Raw genomic sequence first — 25,434 nt, forward strand, 5'->3', positions numbered from 1 at the left:
AACGACCTTCCCTTTAGCCGATCGGCTTCACCGCCAGCCCGGTCCATTTGGCGATGAACGCCCACAGATCGGCGGTTTCCTCGATCACCTTGTCGGTCGGCTTGCCCGAGCCGTGGCCGGCGCGGGTTTCGATGCGGACCAGATGCGGCTTCGGCCCGATGTCCTTCGCCTGGAGCATCGCGGTGTACTTGAACGTATGGCCCGGCACCACGCGGTCGTCAGTGTCGGCGGTGGTCGCTAGGATCGCCGGATAGGTCACGCCGGCCTTCACATTGTGATAGGGCGAATAGGTCAGCAGGTTGCGGAAATCGGCTTCCTTCGCCGGGACGCCATAATCGTCGACCCAGTAGCGCCCGGCGGTGAACCGGTCGAAGCGCAGCATGTCCATGACACCCACCGCCGGCAGCGCGGCGGCGAACAGGTCGGGGCGCTGGTTGACGACTGCGCCGACCAGCAGGCCGCCGTTCGATCCGCCCTGGATCGCCAGCTGGCCCTTGCCCGTCACCCCCTGCGCGATCAGGTCCTCGCCCGCAGAGATGAAGTCGTCGAAGACATTCTGCTTGTTCAGCAGCTTGCCGCCGTCATGCCATTCCTTGCCATATTCGCTGCCGCCGCGAATGTTCGCGACCGCCAGCACGCCGCCCTGCTCCAGCCACGCGATGCGGCCCGGCGAGAAGCCCGGCAGGATCGGCACGTTGAACCCGCCATAGGCGTAGAGCAGCGTCGGCGCGGGCCTGGTCACGTCCTTGCGCTTGACGATGAACATCGGAACCTTCGTCCCGTCCTTCGACGTGTAGAAGCGCTGGCGGACGTCGTACTGCGCCGGGTCGAACGCGACCTTGGGGCTGGCCCATGGCGTGGCCTGCCGCGTCGCGACGTCGTAGCGATAGATGGTGGTCGGCGTCGCGAAGCTGGAAAAGGCGAAGAAGCCTTCGTTGTTGTCCAGCTCACCGCCAACGCCGCCGACCGTGCCGATGCCGGGCAGTTCGATCGCGCCATCGGGCTTGCCGTCCAGCGTGAAGCGCTTTACCTCGGTCTTCGCATCGACCAGATAGGCCGCCATGATCCGGCCGCCGACCAGCGACGCGCCGTTCAGCACCGCCTTGTCCTGCGCCACCAGTTCCTTTGGCTGCGGGTTCGAAGCAGCCATGTCGAGCGTCACGATGCGCAGGCGCGGGGCGCCCTGCGTCGTGGTCAGGTACAGCGTGCTGTCCTTCGTGCCCACCGTGTTCCAGTCGACATTGTCCGTGTTGACGATCGTGCGGGGCTTGTCATTCGGCTTGGTCAGGTCGGCAACGGCAATCTCGGTATGGTCGCCCGGACCGCTGGTCGAGATGATGAGCCAGCGGCCGTCATCGGTGATGCCCGGATAGAAGGTGAAGCGCGGCTGGTCGGGGCGTTCGTAGATCAGCCGGTCGGCGCTCTGCGGCGTGCCGAGCTTATGGAAATAGATTTTCGCGTTCAGATTTTGGCTTTGGAACTCCTGCCCCTTTTCCGGGGTCGGGAAGCGGGCATAATAAAAGCCTGAGCCGTCCTTCACCCACGACGCCGACAGGCCGTACTTCACCCAGTCGATCTGGTCGTCGAGTACCTTGCCCGTATCGGCGTCGAGCACGCGCAGCTTGCGCCAGTCGCTGCCGCCGTCCTGAATCGAATAGAGCAGCCGCTTGCCGTCCTTCGACGGCGCCCATTCGGCGAGCGCGGTCGCACCGTCCTTCGCCCAGCCATTCGGGTCGATCAGCACCCGCCCCTGCCCGTTCAGGCTGTCGCGGACGTACAGCACCGACTGATTCTGCAGCCCCGAATTGCGGCTGTAGAAATAGCGACCGCCCTCACGATGCGGTACGCCGAAGCGTTCATAGTCGAACAGCCGGGTCAGCCGGTTCTTGAAGATATCGCGGCCGGGCAGCGTCGCCAGATAGGCGTCGGTGACCTTGTTTTCCGCTGCGACCCACGCGGCGACCTCCTGGTCGCCCCGGACGTCGTTCTCCAGCCAGCGATAGGGATCGGCGACCTTCACGCCGAACTGTTCGTCGACCTGGTCGACGGTGCGGGTCTGCGGATAGGCGACGGTCTGGGCAAGGGCAGTCGTGCTGGTCATCAGGCACGCGATCGCGGCAAAGGCATGGCGGTACATCGTTGCTCCATGGGGCTTGCCGGACGGTATCCGGCGTTACCGGTACGATACGCTAGACGTGCGCCCGCGCAACCCCGTGGAGACAATGTTACCCGCCCCCACGCAAAAGGGCGGCCGTACCGAAGTACGACCGCCCTTCCGTGTCACGCGAGCGAAACGCCGATCAGGCGGCTTCGTCGAAATCCTCGTCGTTCAGGACCGGACCCGAGTCCTGGCCCTTGGCCGACACGTCGCGGTCGACGAATTCGATGATCGCCATCGGCGAGGCGTCCGACGCACGGATGCCGGCCTTGATGATGCGGGTATAGCCGCCGTTACGATCGGCATAGCGGGTCGCCAGCACGTCAAACAGCTTCACCAGCTGGACATCGTCGAGCAGACGGGCGTGCGCGAGACGGCGGTTCGACAGACCGCCCTTCTTCGCCAGCGTGATCAGCTTTTCGATGTACGGACGCAGTTCCTTCGCCTTGGCGACGGTGGTGGTGATCTGCTCGTGCTTGATGAGCGCGGCCGACATGTTGCGGAACAGGGCCAGACGATGGGCCGAGGTACGCTGCAGCTTACGGCCGCCGACGCGATGACGCATGGGTATTTCCTTCGTTCGTTAAGGGGCCGTGTCACGGAATCCCCAGAGCTGGTGGCTGTTGGAGGCCGCCACCGGTTCGCCTGTTCGCGGCAAAGTTCACTAAGTTCACACTTGCCGCTATTTCGTTTGCCGGGTCGGACACGGGCAAAGCCCGTGTCGTCGGACGGCCTAGAAGGCCGCCGGCCGGGCTGGTTTTGTCTCCGGGGCAGGCTCGCCTGCCCCGGTGCAAAATCAGCCCATAATTTCCTGTTCGAGCTTCTTCGCCATCTCTTCGATGTTCTCGGGCGGCCATCCGGGGATGTCCATGCCGAGACGAAGGCCCATCGACGACAGCACTTCCTTGATTTCGTTCAGCGACTTGCGGCCGAAATTGGGAGTGCGCAGCATCTCGGCTTCGGTCTTCTGAACCAGATCGCCGATATAGATGATGTTATCGTTCTTGAGGCAGTTGGCCGAACGGACCGAGAGTTCCAGCTCGTCGACCTTCTTGAGCAGGTAGCGGTTGATCTGGGCGGTATCGCCCTGACCTTCGCTCTGCGGTGCTGCGACCTGCGTGCCGGTGGCGGCAGCGCGGGGCAGCGTCGAGTCATCGAAGTGGACGAACAGCGCCAGCTGGTCCTGCAGGATGCGACCGGCATAGGCCAGCGCGTCCTCAGGGGTCACGGTACCGTCGGTTTCGATCGTCAGCGTCAGCTTGTCGTAATCGAGTTCCTGCCCGACGCGGGTGTTCTCGACCTTGTAGCTGACCTGGCGCACCGGCGAATACAGCGCATCGACGGGGATCAGGCCGATCGGCGCATCGGCCGGACGGTTGCCGGCGGCGGGGACATAGCCCTTACCGACGTCCGCGGTCAGTTCCATGTTGAGCGTCGCACCATCGTCGAGATGGCACAGCACCAGTTCCGGATTCATGACTTCGATGTCGCCGGTAACGGCGATGTCGCCGGCCTTCACTTCGGCCGGACCGGTGACGGACAGCTGCAGACGCTTCGGGCCTTCGCCCTGCATCCGCAGCGCGATCTGCTTCACGTTCAGCACCATGTCGGTCACGTCCTCACGGACGCCGGCAAGGCTGGAAAATTCGTGAAGGACGTTCTCGATCTTGATCGAGGTGACGGCGGCGCCCTGCAGCGACGACAGTAGCACGCGGCGCAGCGCGTTGCCGAGCGTCAGGCCAAAGCCCCGCTCCAGCGGTTCGGCCACGAAGGTCGAACGGCGCTTGGGATCGCCGCCCGGCTTCTTCTCGAGGCCGCTCGGCTTCTTGAGTTCCTGCCAGTTCTTAGCGTTGACGGACACGGGCTTCCCCTAGCTTGGCGGCGCGGAAAGGACGGGTCCGCGCCATGAAAGAACGGCCCCGCCGGACGAACCCGGCGGGGCAGCAGGCACGGATCAGACGCGGCGGCGCTTCGACGGGCGCACGCCATTGTGCGGGATCGAGGTCACGTCGCGGATAGACGTGATCTGGAAACCCACCGCCTGCAGTGCGCGCAGTGCCGATTCACGACCCGATCCCGGGCCCTTCACTTCGACTTCGAGGGTGCGCACGCCATGGTCGGCGGCCTTGCGGCCGGCGTCCTCGGCAGCGACCTGCGCGGCGTACGGGGTCGACTTGCGCGAGCCCTTGAAGCCCATCATGCCGGCCGACGACCAGCTGATCGCATTGCCCTGCGCATCGGTGATGGTGATCATGGTGTTGTTGAAGCTGGCGTTCACATGCGCGACGCCGGCGGTGATGTTCTTGCGCTCGCGACGGCGAAGGCGCTGCGGTTCACGTGCCATTTGTGGAAATCCTGACCTGTATAGCGTGGTACGGAGGCCGGGAGGCTGTCAGCCTCGAACCTGCCTCCGGCGGAGAAGAAGAAAAAACGATCCCCCGGATCGTTTTTTACTTCTTCTTACCCGCGATCGGCTTCGCCTTGCCCTTACGGGTGCGCGCATTGGTGTGCGTGCGCTGGCCGCGGACCGGCAGCCCCTTGCGGTGACGCAGGCCACGATAGCAGGCGAGATCCATCAGACGCTTGATGTTCATCGCGGTCTGGCGACGCAGGTCACCTTCCACGGTGTGGCTGGCGTCGATCGCTTCGCGGATCTGGAGGACTTCCTGGTCGCTCAGGTCCTGCACGCGACGCTCGGCGGCGATGCCCAGCTGATCGGTCAACTGCTTGGCCTTGGCCGGACCGATGCCGTGAATGTACTGCAGCGCAATGATGACGCGCTTGTTGGTCGGGATATTAACACCCGCGATACGTGCCATGAACTAAATTCTCCCAGCTCCACGAGGCGCCGCATGGCAGCGGCTCCTCATCTCGTAGCGTTGAAACCCGTCACGCGCGATGGCGGCGAACGCGCAAAAGCGCCGCCGTAACCGGTATGTCGGGGTGGATCGCTGATACGGACCGATTCCCACCCTGTCAACCGGTGGGCGGAACCAAATTCGGGATAAGGCGTGAGCGGGGCCGGCACAGCATGCCCTCTGCCAATATACGTCACCCCAGCGCAGGCTGGGGTCTCCATGGGGCGGGCCGAGCGCTCTCCAACGGGGAGACCCCGGCCTGCGCCGGGGTGACGGGCCTTGGTTGACGGAGCGACACTCGCCCGCCCCTTACTTGTCGAGAATCGCCGCGATCTGCGTCGTGACATCGTCCATGTCGGCCATGCCATCGACCCGGTGGACCAGCCCGCGCGCTTCGTAGAGCGGCAGGATCGGTGCGGTCTTCGCACGATATTCCACCATGCGGGTGCGCACGGTTTCCTCGTTATCGTCGGGACGGCGCTTGAACTCGGTCGCGCCGCACGCATCGCATACGCCGGCAACCGCGGGCTGCTTGAACGTGTCGTGATAGCCTGCACCACAATTGGCGCAGGTGAAGCGGCCGACGATCCGTTCGACCAGCGCATCCTCGTCGACGACCAGCTCGATCACATGCGTCAACTGACGCCCGCGATGTTCGAGCAGAAGGTCGAGCGCGTCGGCCTGTGCGGCGGTGCGCGGATAGCCGTCGAAGATCGCGCCCTGGTCGCCCAGCTGGTCGAGCCGCTCGCCGATCAGCGCGGACACGATCGCGTCGGACACCAGTTCGCCGGCATCCATCACCGCCTTCGCCTGCACGCCCACCGGGCTGCCGGCCTTGACCGCCGCGCGCAGCATGTCGCCCGTCGACAGCTGCACCATGCCACGCGCCGTTTCGAGCCGCGCGGCCTGGGTGCCTTTGCCCGCCCCCGGCGGTCCGAGAAGGATGATATCCATAGCTGCCCCCTTAGTTCCGTTACACTCAGCCGCGCAGGCGTCCGCCCTTCAGCTTCGCCTTCTTGATGAGGTCGCCATACTGGTGCGCCAGCAGGTGCGACTGGATCTGAGTCACCGTGTCCATCGTGACGTTGACCACGATGAGCAGGCTGGTGCCGCCGAGATAGAAGGGAATCGACAGCGCCGATACCAGATATTCGGGCAACAGGCAGATGATGACCAGATACGCCGCGCCGATCACGGTGATGCGGGTCAGGACATAGTCGAAATAATTCTCGGTATTCTTGCCCGGGCGGATGCCGGGGATGAACCCGCCATAGCGCTTCAGATTGTCGGCGGTCTCTTCGGGATTGAAGACGATCGCGGTGTAGAAGAACGAGAAGAAGACGATACCCGCGCCATAGAGCAACATGTAAAGCGGCTGGCCATGCGCCAGATACTGGTTGAGCGACAGGATGAAGTCGCCCCAGCGGCTGTCGCCCGCCGTCGCCTTGCCGGCGAACTGGGTGATGGTCACCGGCATCAGCAGCAGCGACGACGCGAAGATCGGCGGGATGACGCCCGCGGTATTGATCTTCAGCGGCAGGTGGCTGCGATCCGCCTGCACGCCGCGCGCCGTCTGGCGCTTGGGGTACTGGATCAGGATGCGCCGCTGCGCGCGCTCCATAAAGCAGATGAACAGCACAAGGCCGGCGACCGCGACGATGATGCCGATCAGCGTCAGCGGGTTCATCGTACCCGAACGGCTGCCCTCGAATAACTGAAGCAGCGTCGTCGGCAGATGCGCGACGATGCCGGCCATGATGATGAGCGAAATGCCGTTGCCAATGCCGCGGCTGGTGATCTGCTCACCCAGCCACATCAGGAACATCGTGCCGCCGATCAACGAGATGACCGCCGCGACGCGGAAGGTCATGCCCGGTTCGATCACCGCCTGCGCGCCGGCCGAGGCGCCGAACGCCTCCAGCCCGACGGCGATGGTATAGCCCTGGATCGCGGTCAGCAGCACCGTGCCGTAGCGGGTATACTGGTTGAGCTTCTTGCGGCCCGACTCGCCTTCCTTCTTGATGGCGGCGAGCTGCGGGCTGAGCGAGGTCGCGAGCTGCACGACGATCGACGCGGTGATGTAGGGCATGACGCCCAGCGCAACGACCGACATGCGCGTCAGCGCACCGCCCGAAAAGGTGTTGAAAAAGTCGAGAACGCCGCCCTGCGTCTGGTTCGCGAGCAGGCCGAGCTGCGTCGGGTCGATGCCCGGCAGCGGCACATAGCTCAGCATACGGAACACGATCAGTGCCCCAAGCGTAAACCACAGGCGCTTCTTGAGTTCGGTCGCCTGACCGAATTTCGACAGGTTGAGATTGGTCGCAAGACCGTCTGAGGCGGCTGCCATGGATATGTCCCGAATGATGCTGGCGGGCCATCAGCCCACCCCCCGGGCGACCATATAGGGGTTGCAACGGGGATGTCTAAGGGGGAGCGACACCTTGTCGCGCCACCCGTTCATGCCGAGTAGGGACTGAGCGAAATCGAAGGCCCGTATCGAAGTACGCCACCATGGGCGATCCTTCGATACGCCGCTTCGACTTCGCTCAGCAGCGACTCAGGCTGAACGGCAGTCCCGCAATTACGCGTGCGCAGCCTTCTTGGCGGCGAGCGTCTTGCCCTTCTTGGCAGCGGCCTTTTCGTGCGCGGGCACGACTTCGATGACCGACACCGAACCGCCGGCCTTTTCGACCGCTTCGATCGCCGACTTCGACGCACCGGCAACCGTGAAGGTCAGCTTGGCGGTCAGTTCGCCCTTGGCGAGCAGACGCACGCCGTCCTTGCCGCCACGGGCCAGGTTCGCGGCCTTCAGTGCGGCGTGGTCGAGGGTCGCGCCGGCTTCGATCTTGCCGGCGTCGATCGCCTTCTGGATCGCGCCGAGGTTCACTTCGGCATAGTCCTTGGCGAAGATGTTGTTAAAGCCGCGCTTCGGGATGCGCATGTGGAGCGGCATCTGGCCGCCCTCGAACCCGGCGATCGAGACGCCTTCGCGGCTCTTCTGGCCCTTCTGGCCACGGCCGGCGGTCTTGCCCTTGCCCGAGCCGATGCCGCGTCCGACGCGCATCTTGCTCTTGCGGGCGCCGGCATTGTCGCGAATTTCGTTGAGTTTCATGGTCTGCACTCGCTTTCGCTATGTTCGCGCTGAATAAATGAGGAAGGGGGCCGCTTAGCCCCCTTCCCCGCATTTGTCACCGGTAAAGGTAGAGGGCCTCAGCCTTCGACCGACACCATGTGCTGCACCTTGCGGATCATGCCGCGCACCTCGGGGGTGTCGGTCAGCTCCACGGTCTTGTGCATCTTGTTAAGGCCGAGACCGATCAGCGTCGCGCGCTGGTCCTTGGTCCGGCGGATCGGCGACCCGGTCTGGGTGATCTTGACGGTTGCCATCGCTCGTTACTCCACGATCGCCGCGGCGTCAGCCTCGGCGGTCTGCGATCCGCCACGACCCAGCAGGTCGGCGATCTTCTTGCCGCGACGCTGAGCCACCGCCTTCGGCGACGACTGGTCGTTCAGCGCCTCGAAGGTCGCACGGATCATGTTGTACGGGTTCGACGTGCCGACCGACTTGGTCACGACGTCGGCCACGCCCAGCGATTCGAAGATGGCGCGCATCGGGCCACCTGCGATGATGCCGGTACCGGCAGGCGCCGAACGCACCGTCACGCGACCGGCACCGAAGTGGCCGTTGCCGTCGTGATGCAGGGTGCGACCGTCCTTGAGCGGAACGCGGACCATCGCCTTCTTGGCAGCGGCGGTCGCCTTCGAGATGGCTTCCGGCACTTCGCGTGCCTTGCCATGTCCGAAGCCCACGCGACCCTTGCCGTCGCCGACGACGACCAGTGCAGCGAAGCCGAAGCGCTTGCCGCCCTTGACGGTCTTCGACACGCGGTTGATGTGGACGAGCTTTTCGATCAGCTCTTCGCCGCCATCATCCTGGCCGCCACGACGGTCGTCGCGACGTCCGCCACGGTTGCCGTCACGACCACCGCGACCGCCGCCGCCGGGACCACCCGGACCGCCGCGACCGCGACCGCCACGGGGACCACGGCCCTGCGGCTGCTCGCCACCCGGCGCTGCCGACACGTCGGCGGCGGGGGTTTCGGCCTGATTGTTTTCGTCAGCCATGTCTTAGAACTCCAATCCGGCTTCGCGGGCGGCCTCGGCCAGCGCCTTGACGCGGCCGTGGAACAGGAAGCCGCCACGGTCGAACACGACCTGCGTCACGCCGGCGGCCTTCGCCGCTTCCGCAACGCGGGTACCGACGCCCTTTGCGGCATCGACATTCGCGCCCGAGGTGCCACGCACGTCCTTTTCCAGGGTCGATGCCGAAGCAACGGTGCGACCCGCTGCATCGTCGATGACCTGGGCGTAGATGTGCTTGCCCGAACGATGGATCGACAGCCGCGCACGGCCGCCCGAACGCGCCTTCAGCGCGGTGCGATTGCGCCGACGGCGCTTCTCGAAGAGGGAGAGACCCTTGGTCATTACTTCTTCTTCCCTTCCTTGCGGAAGATGAACTCGCCGTCGTACTTGATGCCCTTGCCCTTGTACGGCTCGGGCTTACGCCAACGACGGATCTCGGCAGCGATCTGACCGACCTTCTGCTTGTCGATCCCGCTGATTTCGATCGTGGTCTGGTCCGGCGTCTTGATCTCGATGCCTTCCGGCACGTCGATGTTGACGTCGTGGCTGTATCCGAGCTGCAGCTTCAGGTTCTTGCCCTGCGCCGCGGCACGATAGCCGACACCGGTGATCAGCAGCTTCTTGGTGAAGCCGGTGGTCACGCCGGTGACCAGGTTCTGCACGAGCGTGCGCTGCATCCCCCAGAACGCGCGCGCGCGCTTGGTGTCGTTCGCCGGCTGCACCGAGATGGTGTCGCCTTCGACGGCATAGGCGATGTCGTCCGCCAGCGGCAGCGTCAGCGTGCCCTTGGGACCTTTGACGCTCAGCTCGCGCCCTGCGATGTTGGCGGTGACGCCGGCCGGAACCGGGACTGCCTTCTTACCGATGCGGCTCATCAGAAGACCTCCGCGAGGACTTCGCCACCAACATTCTGTTCGCGCGCTTCTGCGTCGGACAGAACGCCACGCGGCGTCGAAACGATGGTGATGCCAAGGCCGTTGCGCACCTTCGGCAGTTCCTGCGAACCCGAATAGACGCGGCGGCCGGGCTTCGAGACGCGCGCGACGTGCTTGATCGCGGGCTGGCCTTCGAAATACTTCAGCTCGATGCGGATGCCGGCCGCGGGGCCCATCTGCTCTTCGCTGTAGCCACGGATATAGCCCTCGCGCTGCAACACGTCGAGGACACGGGCCCGCAACTTGCTGGCGGGCGTCAAGACGGAGTCCTTGCGCGCGCGCTGGCCGTTGCGGATGCGGGTGAGCATGTCACCCAGGGGATCGGTCAATGCCATGCTGTGTGTTCCTTACCAGCTCGACTTCGTGACGCCGGGGATCAGGCCCTTATTGGCCAGTTCACGCAGCATGACGCGGGCGAGACGGAACTTGCGATAATAGCCGCGGGGACGACCCGTCAGCTCGCAACGGTTGCGGATGCGGGTCGGATTCCCGTTGCGGGGAATCTCGGCCATCTTCAGCCGCGCGATCAGGCGCTCGGTTTCGTCAAGCGACTGGTCGGCTGCGATCGCCTTCAGCTTCGCATATTTGGGCGCGTACTTCTTTACGAGCGCGCGCCGACGCTCGTTCTTGTTCACGGAACTCAGTTTCGCCATGGACTTAAGCTCTCTCTAGTAAAGCATAGACCGCTCCCCGGCGAAGGGGAGCGGGCTGGTTATGCCGCCTTCTTTTCCTCGGCGTCCGCTTCCTGCGGGAAGGGGAAACCGAAGAGCCGCAGAAGCTCGCGAGCCTCGTCATCGGTCTTGGCGGTGGTGGTTACGATCACATCCATGCCGCGCACCTTGTCGATGCGGTCATAGTTGATTTCGGGGAACACGATCTGTTCCTTGATGCCGCAGGCATAGTTGCCACGGCCGTCGAACGACTTCGGGTTCAGGCCACGAAAGTCGCGGACGCGGGGAAGCGCGATGGTGATGAAGCGATCGAGGAACTCGTACATCCGCTGGCGACGCAGCGTGACCTTGCAGCCGATCGCCATGCCTTCGCGCAGCTTGAACTGCGCGATCGACTTCTTAGCCTTGGTGACGACAGGCTTCTGGCCCGCGATCAGCTCCATTTCGGAACTGGCCTGCTCGACCTTCTTCTTGTCCTGCGTCGCTTCGCCCACGCCCATGTTCAGGACGATCTTTTCGATCCGGGGCACTTCGAGCGCGTTCTTGTAACCGAACTTCTCGGTCATCGCCTTCACGATGCGATCGTCATAGATCGACTTCATGCGCGGCGTGTAATTATCAGCCATTGATGACCTCCCCGCCCTTCACGGCGACCCGGACCTTCTTGCCATCGCGCACTTCGAAGCGCACGCGGGTCGGCTTGCCGTCGACGACGTGCGCAACCTTGCTCACGTGCATCGGCGCTTCCGAACGCACCAGACCGCCCTGCGGGTCGGCCTGGTTCGGCTTCTTGTGGCGAACAGCGATGTTGACGCCGGCGACGACGACCTTGCCATCCTTGGGCAGCGACTGAGTGACCTGGCCGGTCTTGCCCTTGTCCTTGCCCGACAGGACGATCACGGTGTCGCCCTTCTTGATCTTTGCGGAAGCCATTACAGCACCTCAGGGGCGAGCGAGATGATCTTCATGAAGCCCTTCGAGCGCAGCTCGCGGACCACCGGGCCAAAGATACGGGTGCCGATCGGCTCCTCGTTCTTGTTGACCAGCACGGCGGCATTGCCGTCGAAGCGGATCACCGAACCGTCGGTACGACGGATGTCCTTGGCGGTGCGAACGATGACGGCGCGGTGCACGTCACCCTTCTTCACGCGGCCGCGCGGAGCGGCTTCCTTGATGCTGACGACGATGACGTCGCCCACACCCGCCACACGGCGCTTGGACCCACCAAGCACCTTGATGCACTGCACCCGCTTCGCGCCGCTGTTGTCAGCGACGTCGAGATTGGATTGCATCTGAATCATGGATGCGATTCCTTACCCTATGGGGCCGATTCCGACCGGACCCCGCCTGCTAAAAATGAACCCCCGGCTGCGGGCGTACCGCGCCGGGGGGAGCGGCCCATTAACCGCCCCATGGCGAAAAGGCAAGCCTTCCCGCGAATGTTCGTACCATCCGGGTCCGACCCCGGAATTGCGTGGGGTGGCGACGCCATAGGCGCCCCACCCCAGCAAAGGCTTACGCCTCGGCTGCGACTTCCGCCGGCGTCGCGTGGGTGTTCACCCGCTCGATCACCTTCCAGGTCTTCAGCTTCGAGATCGGCGCGGTCTCTTCGATGCGCACGGTCTCGCCTTCACGATACTCATTGCCCTCGTCATGGGCATGATACTTCTTCGAACGGCGGATGATCTTGCCATAGAGGGGGTGCTTGACCTTCCGCTCTACCTTCACCACCACCGTCTTGTCGGTCTTGTCCGAGACGATCATCCCGGTCAGCACACGCTTCGGCATGTCTCTCGTCCTTACTTGTCGGACGAGCGCGAACGCTCGCCCTGCAGCGTCTTGATCCGCGCGATGTCGCGACGGACTTCCTTCACGCGGGTCGGCTTTTCCAGCTGGCTGGTCGCCGCCTGGAAACGGAGGTTGAACGCCTCACGCTTCAGGCTGGTCAGTTCCTCGACCAGCTGGTCGTCGCTCTTGGCGCGAAGATCGGTTGCCTTCGTCATTCTCAACCCTCCAGGTGCGAGGTGTCGCCCAGACGGGCAACGACCTTGACCGCGATCGGCAGCTTCATCGCGGCGCGCGAGAACGCCTCCGCAGCGAGCGGGCCGGGCACGCCGTCCAGTTCGAACAGGATGCGACCCGGCTTGACGCGGGCGACCCAGAATTCGGGCGAACCCTTGCCCGAGCCCATGCGGACTTCGGCAGGCTTCGACGACACCGGCAGATCCGGGAAAATCCGGATCCACAAGCGGCCCTGGCGCTTGATGTGACGCGTGATCGCGCGGCGAGCCGCCTCGATCTGGCGGGCGGTGATCCGCTCCGGCTCCATCGCCTTCAGGCCATACGACCCGAAGTTCAGCGACGTACCGCCCTTGGCATCGCCATGGATGCGGCCCTTGAAGGCCTTGCGGAACTTGGTGCGCTTTGGTTGCAGCATCTCAAATCATCCTTAGCGGCGGTGATCGTCGCGCGCGGGGCGCACGCCGGAGGTCTGGGCCTCCATCATCAGCCTGTCCTGCGCCATCGGGTCATGGCCGAGGATCTCACCCTTGAAGATCCAGACCTTGACGCCGCAGACGCCATACGCGGTGTGCGCCTGGGCCTCGGCATAGTCGAGGTTGGCACGCAGCGTGTGGAGCGGAACGCGACCTTCGCGATAGCCTTCCGAACGGGCGATTTCCGCACCGCCCAGACGACCGCCGCAAGCGACGCGGATGCCGTCGGCACCCAGGCGCATCGCCGACTGCACCGCACGCTTCATGGCGCGGCGGAAGGCGATACGACGCTCGAGCTGATCGGCAATACCCTGCGCGACGAGCTTCGCATCGATTTCCGGCTTGCGGATTTCGACGATGTTCAGCGACACTTCGGAACCGGTCATCGAACCCAGCTTCCGACGAAGCTTTTCGATGTCGGTGCCCTTCTTGCCGATGATGACGCCCGGACGAGCCGCGAAGATCGAGATGCGGCACAGCTTCGCCGGACGCTCGATGACCACCTTGGAGATCGCGGCCTGCGGCAGCGTCTTCATGATGTACTGGCGGATCTTCAGATCCTCCAGCAGCAGACGGCCATAGTCGGCGCCTTCGGCATACCAACGGCTGTCCCAGGTGCGGTTGATCTGCAGACGCAGACCGATGGGATTGGACTTGTGACCCATTACGCTTCCTCCACCTCGGACACGACGATGCGCACGCGGCTGAACGGCTTCAGGATGCGCGTCGACTTGCCGCGACCACGGGTCGCGAAACGCTTCATCGTGATCGACTTGCCGACCGAGGCTTCCTTGACGACGAGTGCGTCGACGTCGAGGTTGTGGTTGTTTTCCGCATTCGCGATCGCCGAAGCGAGGCACTTGCGGACATCGACCGCCATCGCCTTCTTCGAGAAGGCAAGGATGTTCATCGCTTCACCGGCCTTGCGGTTGCGGATCAGCGCGGCGACGAGGTTCAGCTTCTGGGCCGAGCCGCGGACCTGAGTCGCGACCGCCAGGGCTTCCTTGTCACCGACGCGGCGGGGTGCTGCCTGCTTGCTCATCAGCGCTTGCCCTTCTTGTCGGCGGCGTGGCCGGGGAAGAAGCGCGTCGGCGCGAACTCGCCGAGCTTCATGCCCACCATGTCTTCGTTGACCGAAACCGGCACGAACTTGCGGCCATTATAGACGTTGAACGTCAGGCCGACGAACTGCGGGAGAATGGTCGAGCGGCGCGACCAGGTCTTGATCGGGCCGGCACGGGTGCCGGCGTCCTGCGCCACTTCCGCCTTCTTCAGCAGATTGAGGTCCACGAACGGACCCTTCCATACGGAACGAGCCATCGCTTAGCCCTTCTTCTTCGCGTGACGGCTACGGATAATCATCTTGTCCGTCGCCTTGTTGTGCCGCGTGCGCGCGCCCTTGGTCGGCTTGCCCCACGGAGTGACCGGATGACGGCCGCCCGAGGTCCGGCCTTCACCACCGCCGTGCGGGTGGTCGACCGGGTTCTTGGCGACACCGCGCGTCAGCGGGCGGATGCCCTTCCAGCGGTTGCGGCCGGCCTTGCCCAGATTCTGGTTCTGATTGTCGGGGTTCGACACCGCACCGATCGTCGCCATGCAGGCGGCGTGGATGTAGCGCTGTTCACCCGAGTTCAGGCGGACAATGACCATGCCCTTGTCGCGGCCGACGACCTGCACGTACGTGCCAGCCGAACGGGCGATCTGACCGCCCTTGCCCGGCTTCATCTCGATGTTGTGGACGATCGTGCCGACCGGCACCTGGCCCAGTTCCATCGCGTTGCCCGGCTTCACGTCGGTCTTCTTGCCCGCGATCACCTTGTCGCCGACGTTCAGACGCTGCGGCGCGATGATGTAGGCGACGCGGTCCTTGCCCGCTTCGTCCGCACCATAGTTGATGAGCGCGATGAAGGCGGTGCGGTTGGGATCATATTCGATCCGGTCCACGGTGCCCTCGACGTCCCACAAGCGACGCTTGAAGTCGATGATGCGGTAGCGCTGCTTGTGACCGCCGGCAATGCCGCGCGAGGTCACATGGCCCTTGTTGTTGCGACCGCCGGTCTTGGTCTTGCCTTCGGTCAGCGCCTTGACCGGACGGCCCTTGTACAGCGCCGAACGGTCGATCAGGACCAGGCCACGCTGCGACGGCGTGGTCGGATTATATTGCTTGAGTGCCATGTTACTTGGCCCCCTCGGTAATGTCGATCGACTGGCCTTCGGCCAGGGTCACGATCGCCTTCTTGAAGTCCGACCGGGTGTAGGGCGCGCCCTTCCACTTCTTGGTCTTGCCCTTGGTCACGATCGTGTTGACGCCGGTGACGGTGACGTTGAACAGCGCTTCGACCGCTGCCTTGATCTCCGGCTTCGACGCCTTGTTCGCGACCTTGAACACGACCGCATTATGCTCGGAGAGCATGGTCGCCTTCTCGGTGATGTGCGGGCTGAGGACAACGTCGTAGTGACGGATGTCGATAGCCGACTGCTGCTTAGCCATGGAAACGGGCCTCCAGCTTTTCGACGGCGGCGCGGGTCAGCACCAGCGTGTCGTGCTTCAGGATGTCATAGACGTTGGCGCCACCGGCGGGCAGGACATTGACCTGACGCAGGTTGCGGGCGGCCAGCGCGAAGCTGTTCTCGACGGCGTCGCCATCGATAACCAGCGACGTCTTGCCGAAGCCGAGCTTCGACAGGTTGCCGAGCAGGACCTGGGTCTTGCCGTCGGCCACCGTCAGCTCGTCCAGAACGACCAGCGAACCCGCCTTGGCATGGCTCGACAGCGCCATCTTCAGGCCCAGTGCGCGAACCTTCTTGTTCAGCCCCGGGTTGAAGTCGCGGACGCGGGCGCCGTGCGCCTTACCACCGCCGATGAACACCGGTGCGCGGCGATCGCCGTGACGGGCGACACCGCCGCCCTTCTGGCGGCCCAGCTTCTTGCCCGAACGGGCGACGTCGGCGCGCTCGCGCGTACCGCGCGCAGTGCCGCGACGCTTTTCGAGCTGCCACGTCACGACCCGGTGCAGGATGTCCGCACGCGGATCGAGGCCGAACACCTCGTCGTTCAGCTCGATATCACCGCTTTCGACGGCGTCGAGGGTCTGTACCTTGACCTTCATGGATCAGCCCTCCTGGCCGTCGGTCGCTGCCGGTGCGGCCGCGTCGTTGCTGTTGGCGCTCTTCAGGCCGGCGGGATACGGCGCGTCGGCATGGCGCGCGACCTTCACCGCGTCCTTGACCGTCAGCCAGCTACCCTTGTGACCGGGGACCGAACCCTTGATGAAGATCAGCCCACGCTCGACGTCGGTCGACACGACCTGCAGATTCTGCTGCGTGCGGTTCCGGTCGCCCATGTGGCCGGCCATCTTCTTGTTCTTGAAGACCTTGCCCGGATCCTGACGCTGACCGGTCGAACCGTGCGAACGGTGCGAGACCGAGACGCCGTGCGTCGCGCGCAGACCGCCGAAGTTCCAACGCTTCATGGCGCCCGCAAAGCCCTTGCCCTGCGTGCGACCCGAAACGTCGACCAGCTGGCCGGCGACATAGTGGTCGGCCGAGATCGTCGCACCGACATCGAGCAGCGCGTCATCATTGACGCGGAACTCGACGACGCGCGCCTTCGGGGTCACTTCGGCCTTGCCGAAATGGCCGCGCTGCGGCTTGGCGACGTTCTTCGCCTTGGCAGTGCCGGCGCCGAGCTGCACCGCGACGTAGCCGTCCCGATCCTTCTCACGACGGGCAACGACCTGCACGTCTTCCAGCTGCAGGACGGTGACGGGCACGTGGCGCCCATCGTCCTGGAACAACCGGGTCATTCCCATTTTCTTCGCGATCACACCAGTACGCATGACCAACTCCTCCAACAGAGGCTCGTCTTGACGACGAGCTTGCCTAACGAAAAAGGCTCCGGTGCGCGGTCACCCGCCTCCGAAGCCCCAGCCCTTGCGATCTGCACGCCCCCGCCAGGGCCAGACATCGCCGATATTCCCCACCGAAGGGTCGCATCGACGATAGCGGGGACGCGGACAACGGCATCTGCCCGGGAGCGTCTTGCCGTTCGGTATCCCTGTGGTTGCTTTCCCGGCCTCTACCGCTGGGGCTCGGAACGAACCGGCGGGAAGCGAAAGCGCGACGCAGGGCGGAATCACCCTACGTCGCGGAAGCCGGCTATTACGCCAGCTTGATCTCTACGTCCACCCCTGCCGCGAGGTCGAGCTTCATGAGCGCGTCGACGGTCTGCGGGGTCGGCTGCACGATGTCGAGCAGACGCTTATAGGTACGGGTCTCGAACTGCTCGCGCGACTTCTTGTCGATGTGCGGGCCGCGGTTGACCGTGAACTTGTCGATGTGCGTGGGCAGCGGAATCGGTCCACGGATCAGGGCGCCGGTGCGACGTGCGGTGTCGGCGATGTCGCCGGCCGCTTGGTCGAGCACGCGATGGTCGAACGCCTTCAGGCGAATACGGATATTGTTGTCCATGGTCCTACCGATGCGAAAGAGCGGGCCGTTGGGACGGCTCTTGATTAACAACGAATGGCTTAGTGGATACCCCAGCTACAAGCGAGGTGCCCTCATTAAATAGCAAATGGCGGCCCCCGTCGCCGGGGACCGCCACCTGTTCGAGTCGCTATATTACTTGTCGATGCCGCTGACAACCCCTGCGCCGACGGTACGACCGCCTTCACGGATGGTGAAGCGCTGGCCGACGTCCATGGCGATCGGTGCGATCAGCTTCACGCCCAGCGCGACTTCGTCGCCCGGCATGACCATTTCGGTGCCTTCCGGCAATTCGATGGTGCCGGTGACGTCCGTGGTGCGGAAGTAGAACTGCGGACGATAGTTGGCGAAGAACGGCGTGTGACGGCCACCTTCGTCCTTCGACAGCACGTACACCGACGACTGGAAGTCGGTGTGCGGCGTGATCGAACCCGGCTTCGCCAGAACCTGGCCACGCTCCACTTCGTCACGGGCGACGCCGCGGATCAGCGCGCCGATGTTGTCGCCGGCCTGACCCTGATCGAGCAGCTTGCGGAACATTTCGACGCCGGTCACGACGGTCTTGCGGACCGATTCGTGGATGCCGACGATTTCGACTTCTTCGCCGACCTTCACGATGCCGGTTTCGACGCGGCCGGTGACCACGGTGCCACGACCCGAGATCGAGAACACGTCTTCGATCGGCATCATGAACGGCTTGTCCAGCGGACGCTCCGGCTGCGGGATCGACTCGTCGACCGCTGCCATCAGCGCGAGAACCGCTTCCTTGCCGAACGTGTCGTTCGAACCCGACAGCGCGCAGGTGGCCGAGCCACGGATGATCGGAATGTTGTCGCCGTCGAATTCACGCTTCGACAGTTCTTCGCGGATTTCCATTTCGACGAGTTCGAGGATTTCCTCGTCGTCGACCAGATCGACCTTGTTCAGGAAGACGACCATGGTGGGAACGCCGACCTGCTTGGCGAGCAGGATGTGCTCCTTGGTCTGCGGCATCGGGCCGTCGGTGGCCGACACGACCAGGATCGCGCCGTCCATCTGCGCCGCGCCCGTGATCATGTTTTTCACATAATCGGCGTGGCCCGGGCAATCGACGTGGGCGTAGTGACGGTTGGCGGTCTCATACTCGACGTGGGCGGTCGAGATGGTGATGCCGCGCTCGCGCTCTTCCGGCGCCTTGTCGATGTTGGCGAAGTCGACGGCGACGCCGCCCGACGTTTCGGCCAGCACCTTCGTGATCGCGGCGGTCAGCGAGGTCTTGCCGTGGTCGACGTGACCGATGGTGCCGATGTTGAGGTGCGGCTTGTTCCGCTCGAATTTTGCCTTAGCCATTTTCCTACCTTCTGATTCGAATTCGGTGCCGCCGGGGCCACGCGAACGCGGCCCTTTAGCGGGTGTTTGGGGGGATTGCCAGCCCCCGTGCGGGGGAGCCGACAAGGGAGTAAATCCCTTGTCGTCGGTCGGGACGGTCTTGCGACCGCCCCGCCGGCCGGCCTTTCGGCGTCTCGGAGCTAAGCTGGCTTAGCTCCGTGCGCCTCAGGCCATCTTCGCCTTGACCTCGTCCGCGACGTTCTGCGGCACTTCATCATAGTGCGAGAACTGCATCGAGTATTGCGCGCGGCCCTGCGTGAACGAGCGGAGCTGGTTCACATAGCCGAACATGTTGGCGAGCGGGACCATCGCTTCGACGGTCTGCGCGTTGCCGCGGCTGTCGGTGCCCTGGATCTGGCCACGACGGCTGTTCATGTCGCCGATGACGTCGCCCAGATAGTCTTCCGGGGTCACGACCTCGACCTTCATGATCGGCTCGAGCAGCTTGATGCCGGCCTTCTGGGCCGCTTCGCGCATCGCGCCACGGGCGCAGATTTCGAAGGCCAGCGCCGACGAGTCGACGTCGTGGTACTTGCCGTCGATCAGGTGCACTTCGAAGTCGATGATCGGGAAGCCGATCAGCGATCCGGTCTGTGCCGTCTCGCGCATACCCTTTTCCACCGACGGGATATATTCGCGCGGGATGTTGCCGCCCTTGATCTCGTCGAAGAACTGGTAGCCCGTGCCGCGCTCGCCCGGAATGACCTTCACCTTCACTTCGCCGAACTGACCAGAGCCACCCGACTGCTTCTTGTGGGTGTAGGTCAGCTCGACCGGCTTGGCGAGATATTCGCGATACGCCACCTGCGGCGCACCGACGTTCGCCTCGACCTTGAATTCGCGCTTCATGCGATCGACGAGGATTTCGAGGTGGAGTTCACCCATGCCCTTGATGATCGTCTGACCCGATTCATGGTCGGTCGACACGCGGAACGAAGGGTCCTCGGCAGCCAGGCGGTTGAGCGCGATGCCCATCTTTTCCTGGTCGGCCTTGGTCTTCGGCTCCACCGACAGCTCGATGACGGGTTCGGGGAACTCCATCCGCTCGAGGATGATCGGGTTCGAAGCGTCGCACAGCGTATCGCCGGTCGTCGTTTCCTTCAGACCCGCGATGGCGACAATGTCACCGGCGCGCGCCTCGTCGATGTCCTCACGCGAGTTCGCGTGCATGAGGAGCATACGGCCGATCTTTTCCTTCTTGTCCTTCACCGAGTTCAGGTAGCCACCCTTGGTGAGGGTACCCGAATAGATGCGGGCGAAGGTGAGCGAGCCGACGAACGGATCGTTCATGATCTTGAACGCCAGCAGCGACATCGGCGCGTCGTCGGCGGCCGGACGCGAGTCCGGGGTCTCGCCGTCGAGCTTCACGCCCTGCACGTCCGGAATGTCCAGCGGCGAAGGCAGATAGTCGACGACGGCGTCGAGCAGCGGCTGCACACCCTTGTTCTTGAACGCCGAGCCGCAGACGATCGGCACGAAGTTCATCGCCAGCGTGCCCTTGCGGATCAGCTTCTTCAGATCGGCGACCGACGGTTCATTGCCTTCGAGATAGGCTTCCATCAGGTCGTCGTCCTGCTCGACGGCCATTTCGATCAGCTCGCTACGATACTTCGCGGCCTTCTCGGCCATGTCGGCCGGAATGTCCTGATATTCGAACTTCGCGCCCAGCGACTCTTCGAGCCAGATGATCGCGCGGTTCTCGACCAGGTCGACGAGGCCCTTGAAGCCGCCTTCGATGCCGATCGGGAGATACAGGACCGCCGGACGCGCACCGAGGCGCTCGATGATCGAGTCGACGCAGAAATAGAAGTCGGCGCCGGTGCGGTCGAGCTTGTTGACGAAGCACATGCGCGGCACGCCGTACTTGTCGGCCTGACGCCACACGGTTTCCGACTGCGGCTCCACGCCGGCAACGCCGTCGAAACAGGCGACCGCACCGTCGAGCACGCGCAGCGAACGCTCGACTTCGATCGTGAAGTCGACGTGGCCGGGGGTGTCGATGATGTTGATGAGGTGCTCTTCACCCTTGCCCTCTTCGGCGCGCCACTTGCAGGTGGTCGCCGCCGAGGTGATGGTGATGCCGCGTTCCTGCTCCTGCTCCATCCAGTCCATGGTGGCGGTGCCTTCGTGCACTTCGCCGATCTTGTAGGACTTGCCGGTGTAGTAAAGAATACGCTCGGTGGTGGTCGTCTTGCCGGCGTCGATGTGCGCCATGATGCCGATGTTACGATACCGTTCGAGCGGATGGCTGCGGGCCATGATCGTGCTTCCTTAGCAATGTGGGGAGCGAGGCATGACGCCCGCTCCCCACGATATAGGCGGTTAGATCAGCGGTGAAAAGCCACCGCCGACGCTTACCAGCGGTAGTGCGAGAAGGCGCGGTTCGCTTCCGCCATGCGGTGCGTGTCTTCGCGCTTCTTCACCGCGTTGCCGCGGTTGTTGGCGGCGTCCATCAGCTCGCCCGACAGGCGCGCCGACATGGTGTTCTCGCTGCGGTTGCGGGCCGAGGCGATCAGCCAGCGGATGGCGAGCGCCTGGGCACGTTCGAAGCGGACTTCGACCGGGACCTGATAGGTCGCACCACCGACGCGGCGCGAACGCACTTCGATGTTCGGCTTCACATTGTTCAGCGCATCGTGGAACACGCCCAGCGGGTCGCGCTTCGCGCGGCTCTCGACGGTTTCGAATGCCGAATAGACGATGCCTTCGGCGACGGACTTCTTGCCGTCCAGCATCACCGAATTCATGAACTTGGTCAGAACCTCATCCCCGTATACGGGATCAGGCAGGATTTCCCGCTTTTCGGGACGACGACGACGAGCCATCAGATATTCCTTCAATCTTCAGCCGGTTCCGGAACCCGTCCGGGGCTTACTGGGGGTAGATGGACCTCAGGCCGCGCAGGTCATGCGCGGCACGGGATCACTTCGGACGCTTGGCGCCGTACTTCGAACGCGACTGGCGGCGATCCTTGACACCCTGCGTATCGAGCACGCCGCGCAGGACGTGGTAGCGAACGCCGGGAAGATCGCGCACACGACCGCCGCGGATCAGCACGACCGAGTGCTCCTGGAGGTTGTGGCCTTCACCCGGAATGTAGCTGATGACTTCGCGCTGGTTGGTCAGGCGAACCTTGGCCACCTTGCGCAGTGCCGAGTTCGGCTTCTTCGGGGTCGTCGTGTAGACGCGGGTGCAGACACCGCGCTTCTGCGGGTTCTGGTCCATCGCAGGGACCTTCGACTTGGCCTTCTGCGGTTCGCGGCCCTTACGGACCAGCTGGTTGATCGTCGGCATGAAGCCCTTCACCTTATCTTGCGGTTACTTTGCCGGAGCCGTTCCTGTCAGAAATGCGCAAAGGCCACGTGGGCGAGAACCCTCGGGGCCGATGTCTCCAGCAATGTTCAGCTCTTTGAACCCACATGCAGGCCGATGACGGCTACGACGCCGACCCAGCGGGACGCGCGGCCTATACCGATACGCCCCCGATTGGTCAATGGCACGGGGCGGACCAGGCGATGCGCAAGCGGGCGACGAGGCCCTGCCCCGCCGCCCGCCCATCTTCCGACGGAGTTGGTCGCGATCAGTTGGCGCTGTTCCCCATCGTGGCGTTCATCGCGTCAGGGGTATTGCCCATCATCGCGTCGCCCGCCGTCGTCACCGAGTTCGCCTCGGTTTCCATCGGGTTGATCGCGATCATTTCGTTGCCGACCTCGCCATCGTTGCGGAAAGCGGCGTTGGCATAAACGTCGTTCGAGACGACGTTGGCGTCGTTGGTCGTCGTGATTTCCTGCCCGCCACAGGCGCCCAGCAACGCGACGAGGGGTAGAGCGGCAGCGGCGGCGAAACGGGTCATGACTTGTCTCCAGCGGTTTGCGACTCCAACGTCGTTCTCGGCACCCCGTTCCGGTCCGTCAGCGCGCCGAAAAACCGATGTCGACCGCGAAGCCGATCCACATCGCGCCCAGCACGGCGTTCGACACGAGAAACAGGACGAAGCGCAGCCGTATCCGCCCGGCAATATGGGCGAGGCTGTGTCCCGCACGCGCCGCGACATAGAACCAGGCGAGCGTGACCTGCGTCAGCGTCGCGAGGCCGGTGACCAGCAGCAGCGGCACCAGCGCGAAATACAGCGCCGGCATCTCGAACAGATTCGCCAGATTGGCGGCGGGCCGCTCGACCGGGCGGAAATAGGCGCGAGTCGCGTCGCAGTCGGCAAGGTCGGCCGCACGGGGCCGTTGCCGCCGCATATGCCCGATCCGCGCCTGCAACAGCGTGATGCCGACCAGGAAGATCAATGCGACCAGCGCGAAGCTGGGCCACAGGATCGCCCGCGTCATCATCATCGCCCGGTCCCTTTTGCCTCGTCTGCGGACTCGTCTATACCCGGAACAGCTTTCCCGCCAACGGAGCCATGCCATGCCCCCTGCCCTGCCGATCGAAGGCGGCTGTCGTTGCGGGCGGGTACGCCTGCGGATCGACGCCGCGCCGATGATGACCATGGCCTGCCATTGTCGCGGGTGCCGGCAGATGTCGGGCAGCGCCTTTTCACTGAACGTCGCCGTCCCGAGCGCCGCGCTGTGCGTCGTCGGCGACACGGTGATCGGCGGACTGCAAGGCGATCAAATCCGTCATCACCATTGCGACCATTGCAAGAGTTGGCTGTTCACCCGCATCGATCCCGATCCGGGCTTTGCCAATGTCCGCGTCGGCGCGCTGGACCGACCGGAAGCTTTTGCCCCGTTCATCGAAACATGGACCGACGAGGCCTTGCTCTGGGCAGGAACGCCGGCACGGCACCGCTATCCGGGGTTTCCGCCGTCCGAGGCGTTCGGACCGCTGCTCGCCGAATATGCCGCGCTCCACGCCGACTGACGCGCTTTCGCCCGGCGGGTTCGGGCGTTAGGAAGCGTCGATGCGTATCCTGTTTGCCCTGTTTATGCTGGCCTTCGCCGTACCGGCATCCGCCCAGTCCGCCACTCGCGCCACGCCCGGCTATGTCCGGGTGAAGATCGACACCAATGTCGGATCGATCATCGTTGCGCTGGACGTCCGGCGCGCCCCCGCGACGTCGAAGAACTTCCTCGCCTATGTCGACGATGGCCGGTTCGACGATACCGATTTCTACCGCTCGGCGCGGCGCAAGGCCGATCCGAAGCTCGGCTTCGTGCAGGGCGGCATCCGCACCGATGCCCGCCGCATCCTGCCGCCCTTCGCGCATGAGCGCACCGACAGGACCGGCGTGAAACATGTCGACGGCGCGATTTCGATGGCGCGGCGGCCCGAGGCCAATTCGGCGGGCGGCAATTTCGTGCTGCTGGTGGGGGCGATGCCCAGCATGGACGCGAAAGGCGACTTTGCCGGCTATGCCGCGTTCGGACGGGTCGTCGGCGGCATGGATGTGGTGAAGCGCATCCTTGCCAAGCCGACCGGCGGCGGATCGGACGCGATGAAGGGACAGATGATCCTTGATCCGATCCGCATCCTCCGCGCCCGCCGCATGGATGGCAAGTCGCAGCCGACCGGCGGGCCGAAAGTGTGGTTGATCGGCGTGCGGCGGTAAGGTTGCTGCCGAAAATCGTCGTTATCCCGGCCTTGGTTCGGGGTCGCGCGGTTCACCGATCCCAGCAAAAGGACAAGCGCGACCGCAGCTCAAGGCCGGGGGTTTGCGGTTCAGGCCCCTCGACGACCCGCTACGCCGCCTGCATCTCCGCCATCGCCGCATCGTCCAGTTCACTTGCCCGGACATGCGCCGGGCGGTCGGCCAGTCGGGCGAGATAGGCCATGAACGCGTCCTGTTTGGGCAACGTCCCGAACTGCATACCCCACATCACATGCGATCCGACATAGACATCGGCGGCAGTGAAGCGATCGCCCGCGATATAGGGATGGGCCGAAACCGCCGCCTCCAGCACCGCGACGACCCGGTCATAATCACCATAGCCGACCATCCGCTGCTGATCCTCGCCGGGAACGACCCCCAGCGACCGGTTGGTGATCGCCTGCTCCAGCGGCCCCGCCGCGAAGAACATCCAGCGATGATAGTCGGCGCGCTCGTCCGCCGTAGGTCCAAGCCCCGCCTCGGGAAAGGCATCCGCCAGATAGGCGCAGATCGCGGCGCATTCGGTGACGACCCGCCCGTCATGGACGATCGCCGGCACCTTCGCCATCGGGTTGATCGCCAGATAGGCATCGGCCTTCATCGAACCGCCATAGCCGAGCATTTCGACGGCGTAATCGGCACCGACCTCCTCCAGCATCCAGCGCGCGATCCGCCCGCGCGACATCGGGTTGGTGTAGAGCGTCAGTCCGGCCATCTTG

General features: G+C 64.3%; 37 protein-coding genes. 2 read left to right on the top strand and 35 right to left on the bottom strand.

Features of this window, described 5'->3' with window-relative positions; all coding sequences use genetic code 11:
- Positions 1 to 13: 13 nt before the first annotated feature.
- From ASE83_RS12265 to ASE83_RS12430, 34 genes are all read right to left on the bottom strand, one after another.
- Positions 14 to 2,137, bottom strand: coding sequence for a prolyl oligopeptidase family serine peptidase (locus ASE83_RS12265; RefSeq protein ID WP_055790345.1), 2,124 nt, complete (start codon positions 2,135 to 2,137; stop codon positions 14 to 16).
- 163 nt (positions 2,138 to 2,300) lie between these two features.
- A complete protein-coding gene (gene rplQ, locus ASE83_RS12270) occupies positions 2,301 to 2,723 on the bottom strand; it encodes a 50S ribosomal protein L17 (RefSeq protein ID WP_055790348.1) in 423 nt (140 codons plus the stop codon).
- Between the two features lie 231 nt (positions 2,724 to 2,954).
- A complete protein-coding gene (locus ASE83_RS12275; protein ID WP_055790351.1) occupies positions 2,955 to 4,019 on the bottom strand; it encodes a DNA-directed RNA polymerase subunit alpha in 1,065 nt (354 codons plus the stop codon).
- Positions 4,020 to 4,112: 93 nt separating this feature from the next.
- Positions 4,113 to 4,502: a 30S ribosomal protein S11 gene (gene rpsK / locus ASE83_RS12280; RefSeq protein WP_055763349.1), complete on the bottom strand. Its 390-nt coding sequence runs from the start codon at positions 4,500 to 4,502 to the stop codon at positions 4,113 to 4,115.
- Between the two features lie 106 nt (positions 4,503 to 4,608).
- Positions 4,609 to 4,977: a 30S ribosomal protein S13 gene (rpsM, locus tag ASE83_RS12285; RefSeq protein ID WP_055756875.1), complete on the bottom strand. Its 369-nt coding sequence runs from the start codon at positions 4,975 to 4,977 to the stop codon at positions 4,609 to 4,611.
- Between the two features lie 348 nt (positions 4,978 to 5,325).
- The gene (locus ASE83_RS12290; RefSeq protein WP_055790354.1) at positions 5,326 to 5,970 is read right to left on the bottom strand and encodes an adenylate kinase; all 645 of its coding nucleotides are present in this window, start codon (positions 5,968 to 5,970) and stop codon (positions 5,326 to 5,328) included.
- Between the two features lie 25 nt (positions 5,971 to 5,995).
- Entirely contained in the window at positions 5,996 to 7,363 is a 1,368-nt protein-coding gene (secY, locus tag ASE83_RS12295; protein ID WP_055790359.1) for a preprotein translocase subunit SecY, read from the bottom strand.
- A gap of 234 nt (positions 7,364 to 7,597) precedes the next feature.
- On the bottom strand, positions 7,598 to 8,128 hold the full coding sequence (gene rplO / locus ASE83_RS12300) for a 50S ribosomal protein L15 (RefSeq protein WP_055790363.1): 531 nt from the start codon (positions 8,126 to 8,128) through the stop codon (positions 7,598 to 7,600).
- Positions 8,129 to 8,226: 98 nt separating this feature from the next.
- Positions 8,227 to 8,403, bottom strand: coding sequence for a 50S ribosomal protein L30 (gene rpmD / locus ASE83_RS12305; RefSeq protein WP_055790366.1), 177 nt, complete (start codon positions 8,401 to 8,403; stop codon positions 8,227 to 8,229).
- A 6-nt stretch (positions 8,404 to 8,409) separates the two neighbouring features.
- Positions 8,410 to 9,141, bottom strand: a complete 732-nt coding sequence (gene rpsE / locus ASE83_RS12310; RefSeq protein WP_055790369.1) for a 30S ribosomal protein S5 — start codon at positions 9,139 to 9,141, stop codon at positions 8,410 to 8,412.
- A gap of 3 nt (positions 9,142 to 9,144) precedes the next feature.
- A complete protein-coding gene (gene rplR / locus ASE83_RS12315; RefSeq protein ID WP_055790371.1) occupies positions 9,145 to 9,501 on the bottom strand; it encodes a 50S ribosomal protein L18 in 357 nt (118 codons plus the stop codon).
- A complete protein-coding gene (gene rplF / locus ASE83_RS12320; RefSeq protein ID WP_055790375.1) occupies positions 9,501 to 10,034 on the bottom strand; it encodes a 50S ribosomal protein L6 in 534 nt (177 codons plus the stop codon). Before rplF ends, rplR begins: the two co-directional genes overlap by 1 nt.
- Positions 10,034 to 10,429: a 30S ribosomal protein S8 gene (rpsH, locus tag ASE83_RS12325; protein WP_033921102.1), complete on the bottom strand. Its 396-nt coding sequence runs from the start codon at positions 10,427 to 10,429 to the stop codon at positions 10,034 to 10,036. Before rpsH ends, rplF begins: the two co-directional genes overlap by 1 nt.
- A 12-nt stretch (positions 10,430 to 10,441) precedes the next feature.
- Entirely contained in the window at positions 10,442 to 10,747 is a 306-nt protein-coding gene (rpsN, locus tag ASE83_RS12330; RefSeq protein WP_055790378.1) for a 30S ribosomal protein S14, read from the bottom strand.
- Between the two features lie 59 nt (positions 10,748 to 10,806).
- Complete coding sequence (gene rplE / locus ASE83_RS12335; RefSeq protein ID WP_055790382.1) at positions 10,807 to 11,391, bottom strand: 50S ribosomal protein L5; 585 nt, start codon at positions 11,389 to 11,391, stop codon at positions 10,807 to 10,809.
- The gene (gene rplX, locus ASE83_RS12340) at positions 11,384 to 11,698 is read right to left on the bottom strand and encodes a 50S ribosomal protein L24 (RefSeq protein ID WP_055790384.1); all 315 of its coding nucleotides are present in this window, start codon (positions 11,696 to 11,698) and stop codon (positions 11,384 to 11,386) included. Before rplX ends, rplE begins: the two co-directional genes overlap by 8 nt.
- The gene (rplN, locus tag ASE83_RS12345; protein WP_055790388.1) at positions 11,698 to 12,066 is read right to left on the bottom strand and encodes a 50S ribosomal protein L14; all 369 of its coding nucleotides are present in this window, start codon (positions 12,064 to 12,066) and stop codon (positions 11,698 to 11,700) included. The genes rplX and rplN overlap by 1 nt, the downstream gene beginning before the upstream one ends.
- Before the next feature lie 214 nt (positions 12,067 to 12,280).
- Positions 12,281 to 12,553, bottom strand: coding sequence for a 30S ribosomal protein S17 (rpsQ, locus tag ASE83_RS12350; RefSeq protein ID WP_055763313.1), 273 nt, complete (start codon positions 12,551 to 12,553; stop codon positions 12,281 to 12,283).
- Between the two features lie 11 nt (positions 12,554 to 12,564).
- Positions 12,565 to 12,768 (bottom strand): 50S ribosomal protein L29, encoded by a 204-nt coding sequence (gene rpmC / locus ASE83_RS12355; protein WP_055790392.1) that lies wholly within the window; start codon positions 12,766 to 12,768, stop codon positions 12,565 to 12,567.
- A gap of 2 nt (positions 12,769 to 12,770) precedes the next feature.
- Positions 12,771 to 13,202: a 50S ribosomal protein L16 gene (gene rplP, locus ASE83_RS12360; RefSeq protein ID WP_055790394.1), complete on the bottom strand. Its 432-nt coding sequence runs from the start codon at positions 13,200 to 13,202 to the stop codon at positions 12,771 to 12,773.
- Between the two features lie 12 nt (positions 13,203 to 13,214).
- The gene (gene rpsC / locus ASE83_RS12365) at positions 13,215 to 13,925 is read right to left on the bottom strand and encodes a 30S ribosomal protein S3 (protein WP_055790395.1); all 711 of its coding nucleotides are present in this window, start codon (positions 13,923 to 13,925) and stop codon (positions 13,215 to 13,217) included.
- Entirely contained in the window at positions 13,925 to 14,302 is a 378-nt protein-coding gene (rplV, locus tag ASE83_RS12370) for a 50S ribosomal protein L22 (protein ID WP_055790398.1), read from the bottom strand. Before rplV ends, rpsC begins: the two co-directional genes overlap by 1 nt.
- Positions 14,302 to 14,580 (bottom strand): 30S ribosomal protein S19, encoded by a 279-nt coding sequence (rpsS, locus tag ASE83_RS12375; protein ID WP_055763302.1) that lies wholly within the window; start codon positions 14,578 to 14,580, stop codon positions 14,302 to 14,304. The genes rplV and rpsS overlap by 1 nt, the downstream gene beginning before the upstream one ends.
- Before the next feature lie 3 nt (positions 14,581 to 14,583).
- Complete coding sequence (rplB, locus tag ASE83_RS12380; RefSeq protein WP_055763299.1) at positions 14,584 to 15,435, bottom strand: 50S ribosomal protein L2; 852 nt, start codon at positions 15,433 to 15,435, stop codon at positions 14,584 to 14,586.
- 1 nt (position 15,436) lies between these two features.
- Positions 15,437 to 15,751: a 50S ribosomal protein L23 gene (locus tag ASE83_RS12385; RefSeq protein ID WP_055790401.1), complete on the bottom strand. Its 315-nt coding sequence runs from the start codon at positions 15,749 to 15,751 to the stop codon at positions 15,437 to 15,439.
- Positions 15,744 to 16,370 (bottom strand): 50S ribosomal protein L4, encoded by a 627-nt coding sequence (rplD, locus tag ASE83_RS12390; protein ID WP_055790404.1) that lies wholly within the window; start codon positions 16,368 to 16,370, stop codon positions 15,744 to 15,746. Before rplD ends, ASE83_RS12385 begins: the two co-directional genes overlap by 8 nt.
- Before the next feature lie 3 nt (positions 16,371 to 16,373).
- Positions 16,374 to 17,099 (bottom strand): 50S ribosomal protein L3, encoded by a 726-nt coding sequence (gene rplC / locus ASE83_RS12395; protein WP_055790407.1) that lies wholly within the window; start codon positions 17,097 to 17,099, stop codon positions 16,374 to 16,376.
- Positions 17,100 to 17,421: 322 nt separating this feature from the next.
- Entirely contained in the window at positions 17,422 to 17,730 is a 309-nt protein-coding gene (gene rpsJ, locus ASE83_RS12400; RefSeq protein WP_033921125.1) for a 30S ribosomal protein S10, read from the bottom strand.
- A gap of 153 nt (positions 17,731 to 17,883) precedes the next feature.
- Positions 17,884 to 19,077, bottom strand: a complete 1,194-nt coding sequence (gene tuf, locus ASE83_RS12405) for an elongation factor Tu (protein WP_055790411.1) — start codon at positions 19,075 to 19,077, stop codon at positions 17,884 to 17,886.
- A 204-nt stretch (positions 19,078 to 19,281) separates the two neighbouring features.
- Positions 19,282 to 21,375: an elongation factor G gene (gene fusA, locus ASE83_RS12410; RefSeq protein ID WP_055790414.1), complete on the bottom strand. Its 2,094-nt coding sequence runs from the start codon at positions 21,373 to 21,375 to the stop codon at positions 19,282 to 19,284.
- A gap of 95 nt (positions 21,376 to 21,470) precedes the next feature.
- Entirely contained in the window at positions 21,471 to 21,941 is a 471-nt protein-coding gene (rpsG, locus tag ASE83_RS12415; RefSeq protein WP_055763657.1) for a 30S ribosomal protein S7, read from the bottom strand.
- Positions 21,942 to 22,038: 97 nt separating this feature from the next.
- The gene (gene rpsL / locus ASE83_RS12420) at positions 22,039 to 22,410 is read right to left on the bottom strand and encodes a 30S ribosomal protein S12 (RefSeq protein ID WP_055757399.1); all 372 of its coding nucleotides are present in this window, start codon (positions 22,408 to 22,410) and stop codon (positions 22,039 to 22,041) included.
- Between the two features lie 286 nt (positions 22,411 to 22,696).
- Entirely contained in the window at positions 22,697 to 22,969 is a 273-nt protein-coding gene (locus ASE83_RS12425) for a hypothetical protein (RefSeq protein WP_055790417.1), read from the bottom strand.
- Positions 22,970 to 23,027: 58 nt separating this feature from the next.
- The gene (locus tag ASE83_RS12430; RefSeq protein ID WP_055790421.1) at positions 23,028 to 23,459 is read right to left on the bottom strand and encodes an MAPEG family protein; all 432 of its coding nucleotides are present in this window, start codon (positions 23,457 to 23,459) and stop codon (positions 23,028 to 23,030) included.
- A gap of 73 nt (positions 23,460 to 23,532) precedes the next feature.
- Here ASE83_RS12430 and ASE83_RS12435 point away from each other — a divergent pair, with 73 nt between their 5' ends.
- Positions 23,533 to 23,988 carry a GFA family protein gene (locus ASE83_RS12435; protein ID WP_055790424.1) on the top strand — a complete coding sequence of 152 codons (456 nt, stop codon included), beginning with the start codon at positions 23,533 to 23,535 and terminating at the stop codon, positions 23,986 to 23,988.
- Between the two features lie 40 nt (positions 23,989 to 24,028).
- Positions 24,029 to 24,676 (top strand): peptidylprolyl isomerase, encoded by a 648-nt coding sequence (locus tag ASE83_RS12440; RefSeq protein WP_055790428.1) that lies wholly within the window; start codon positions 24,029 to 24,031, stop codon positions 24,674 to 24,676.
- Positions 24,677 to 24,806: 130 nt separating this feature from the next.
- Here ASE83_RS12440 and ASE83_RS12445 read toward each other — a convergent pair whose 3' ends face one another.
- Complete coding sequence (locus tag ASE83_RS12445) at positions 24,807 to 25,430, bottom strand: glutathione S-transferase family protein (protein WP_055790431.1); 624 nt, start codon at positions 25,428 to 25,430, stop codon at positions 24,807 to 24,809.
- Between the last annotated feature and the right edge of the window lie 4 nt (positions 25,431 to 25,434).

The organism is Sphingomonas sp. Leaf32 (assembly GCF_001421765.1).
In the GTDB taxonomy this organism is placed as follows: domain Bacteria; phylum Pseudomonadota; class Alphaproteobacteria; order Sphingomonadales; family Sphingomonadaceae; genus Sphingomonas.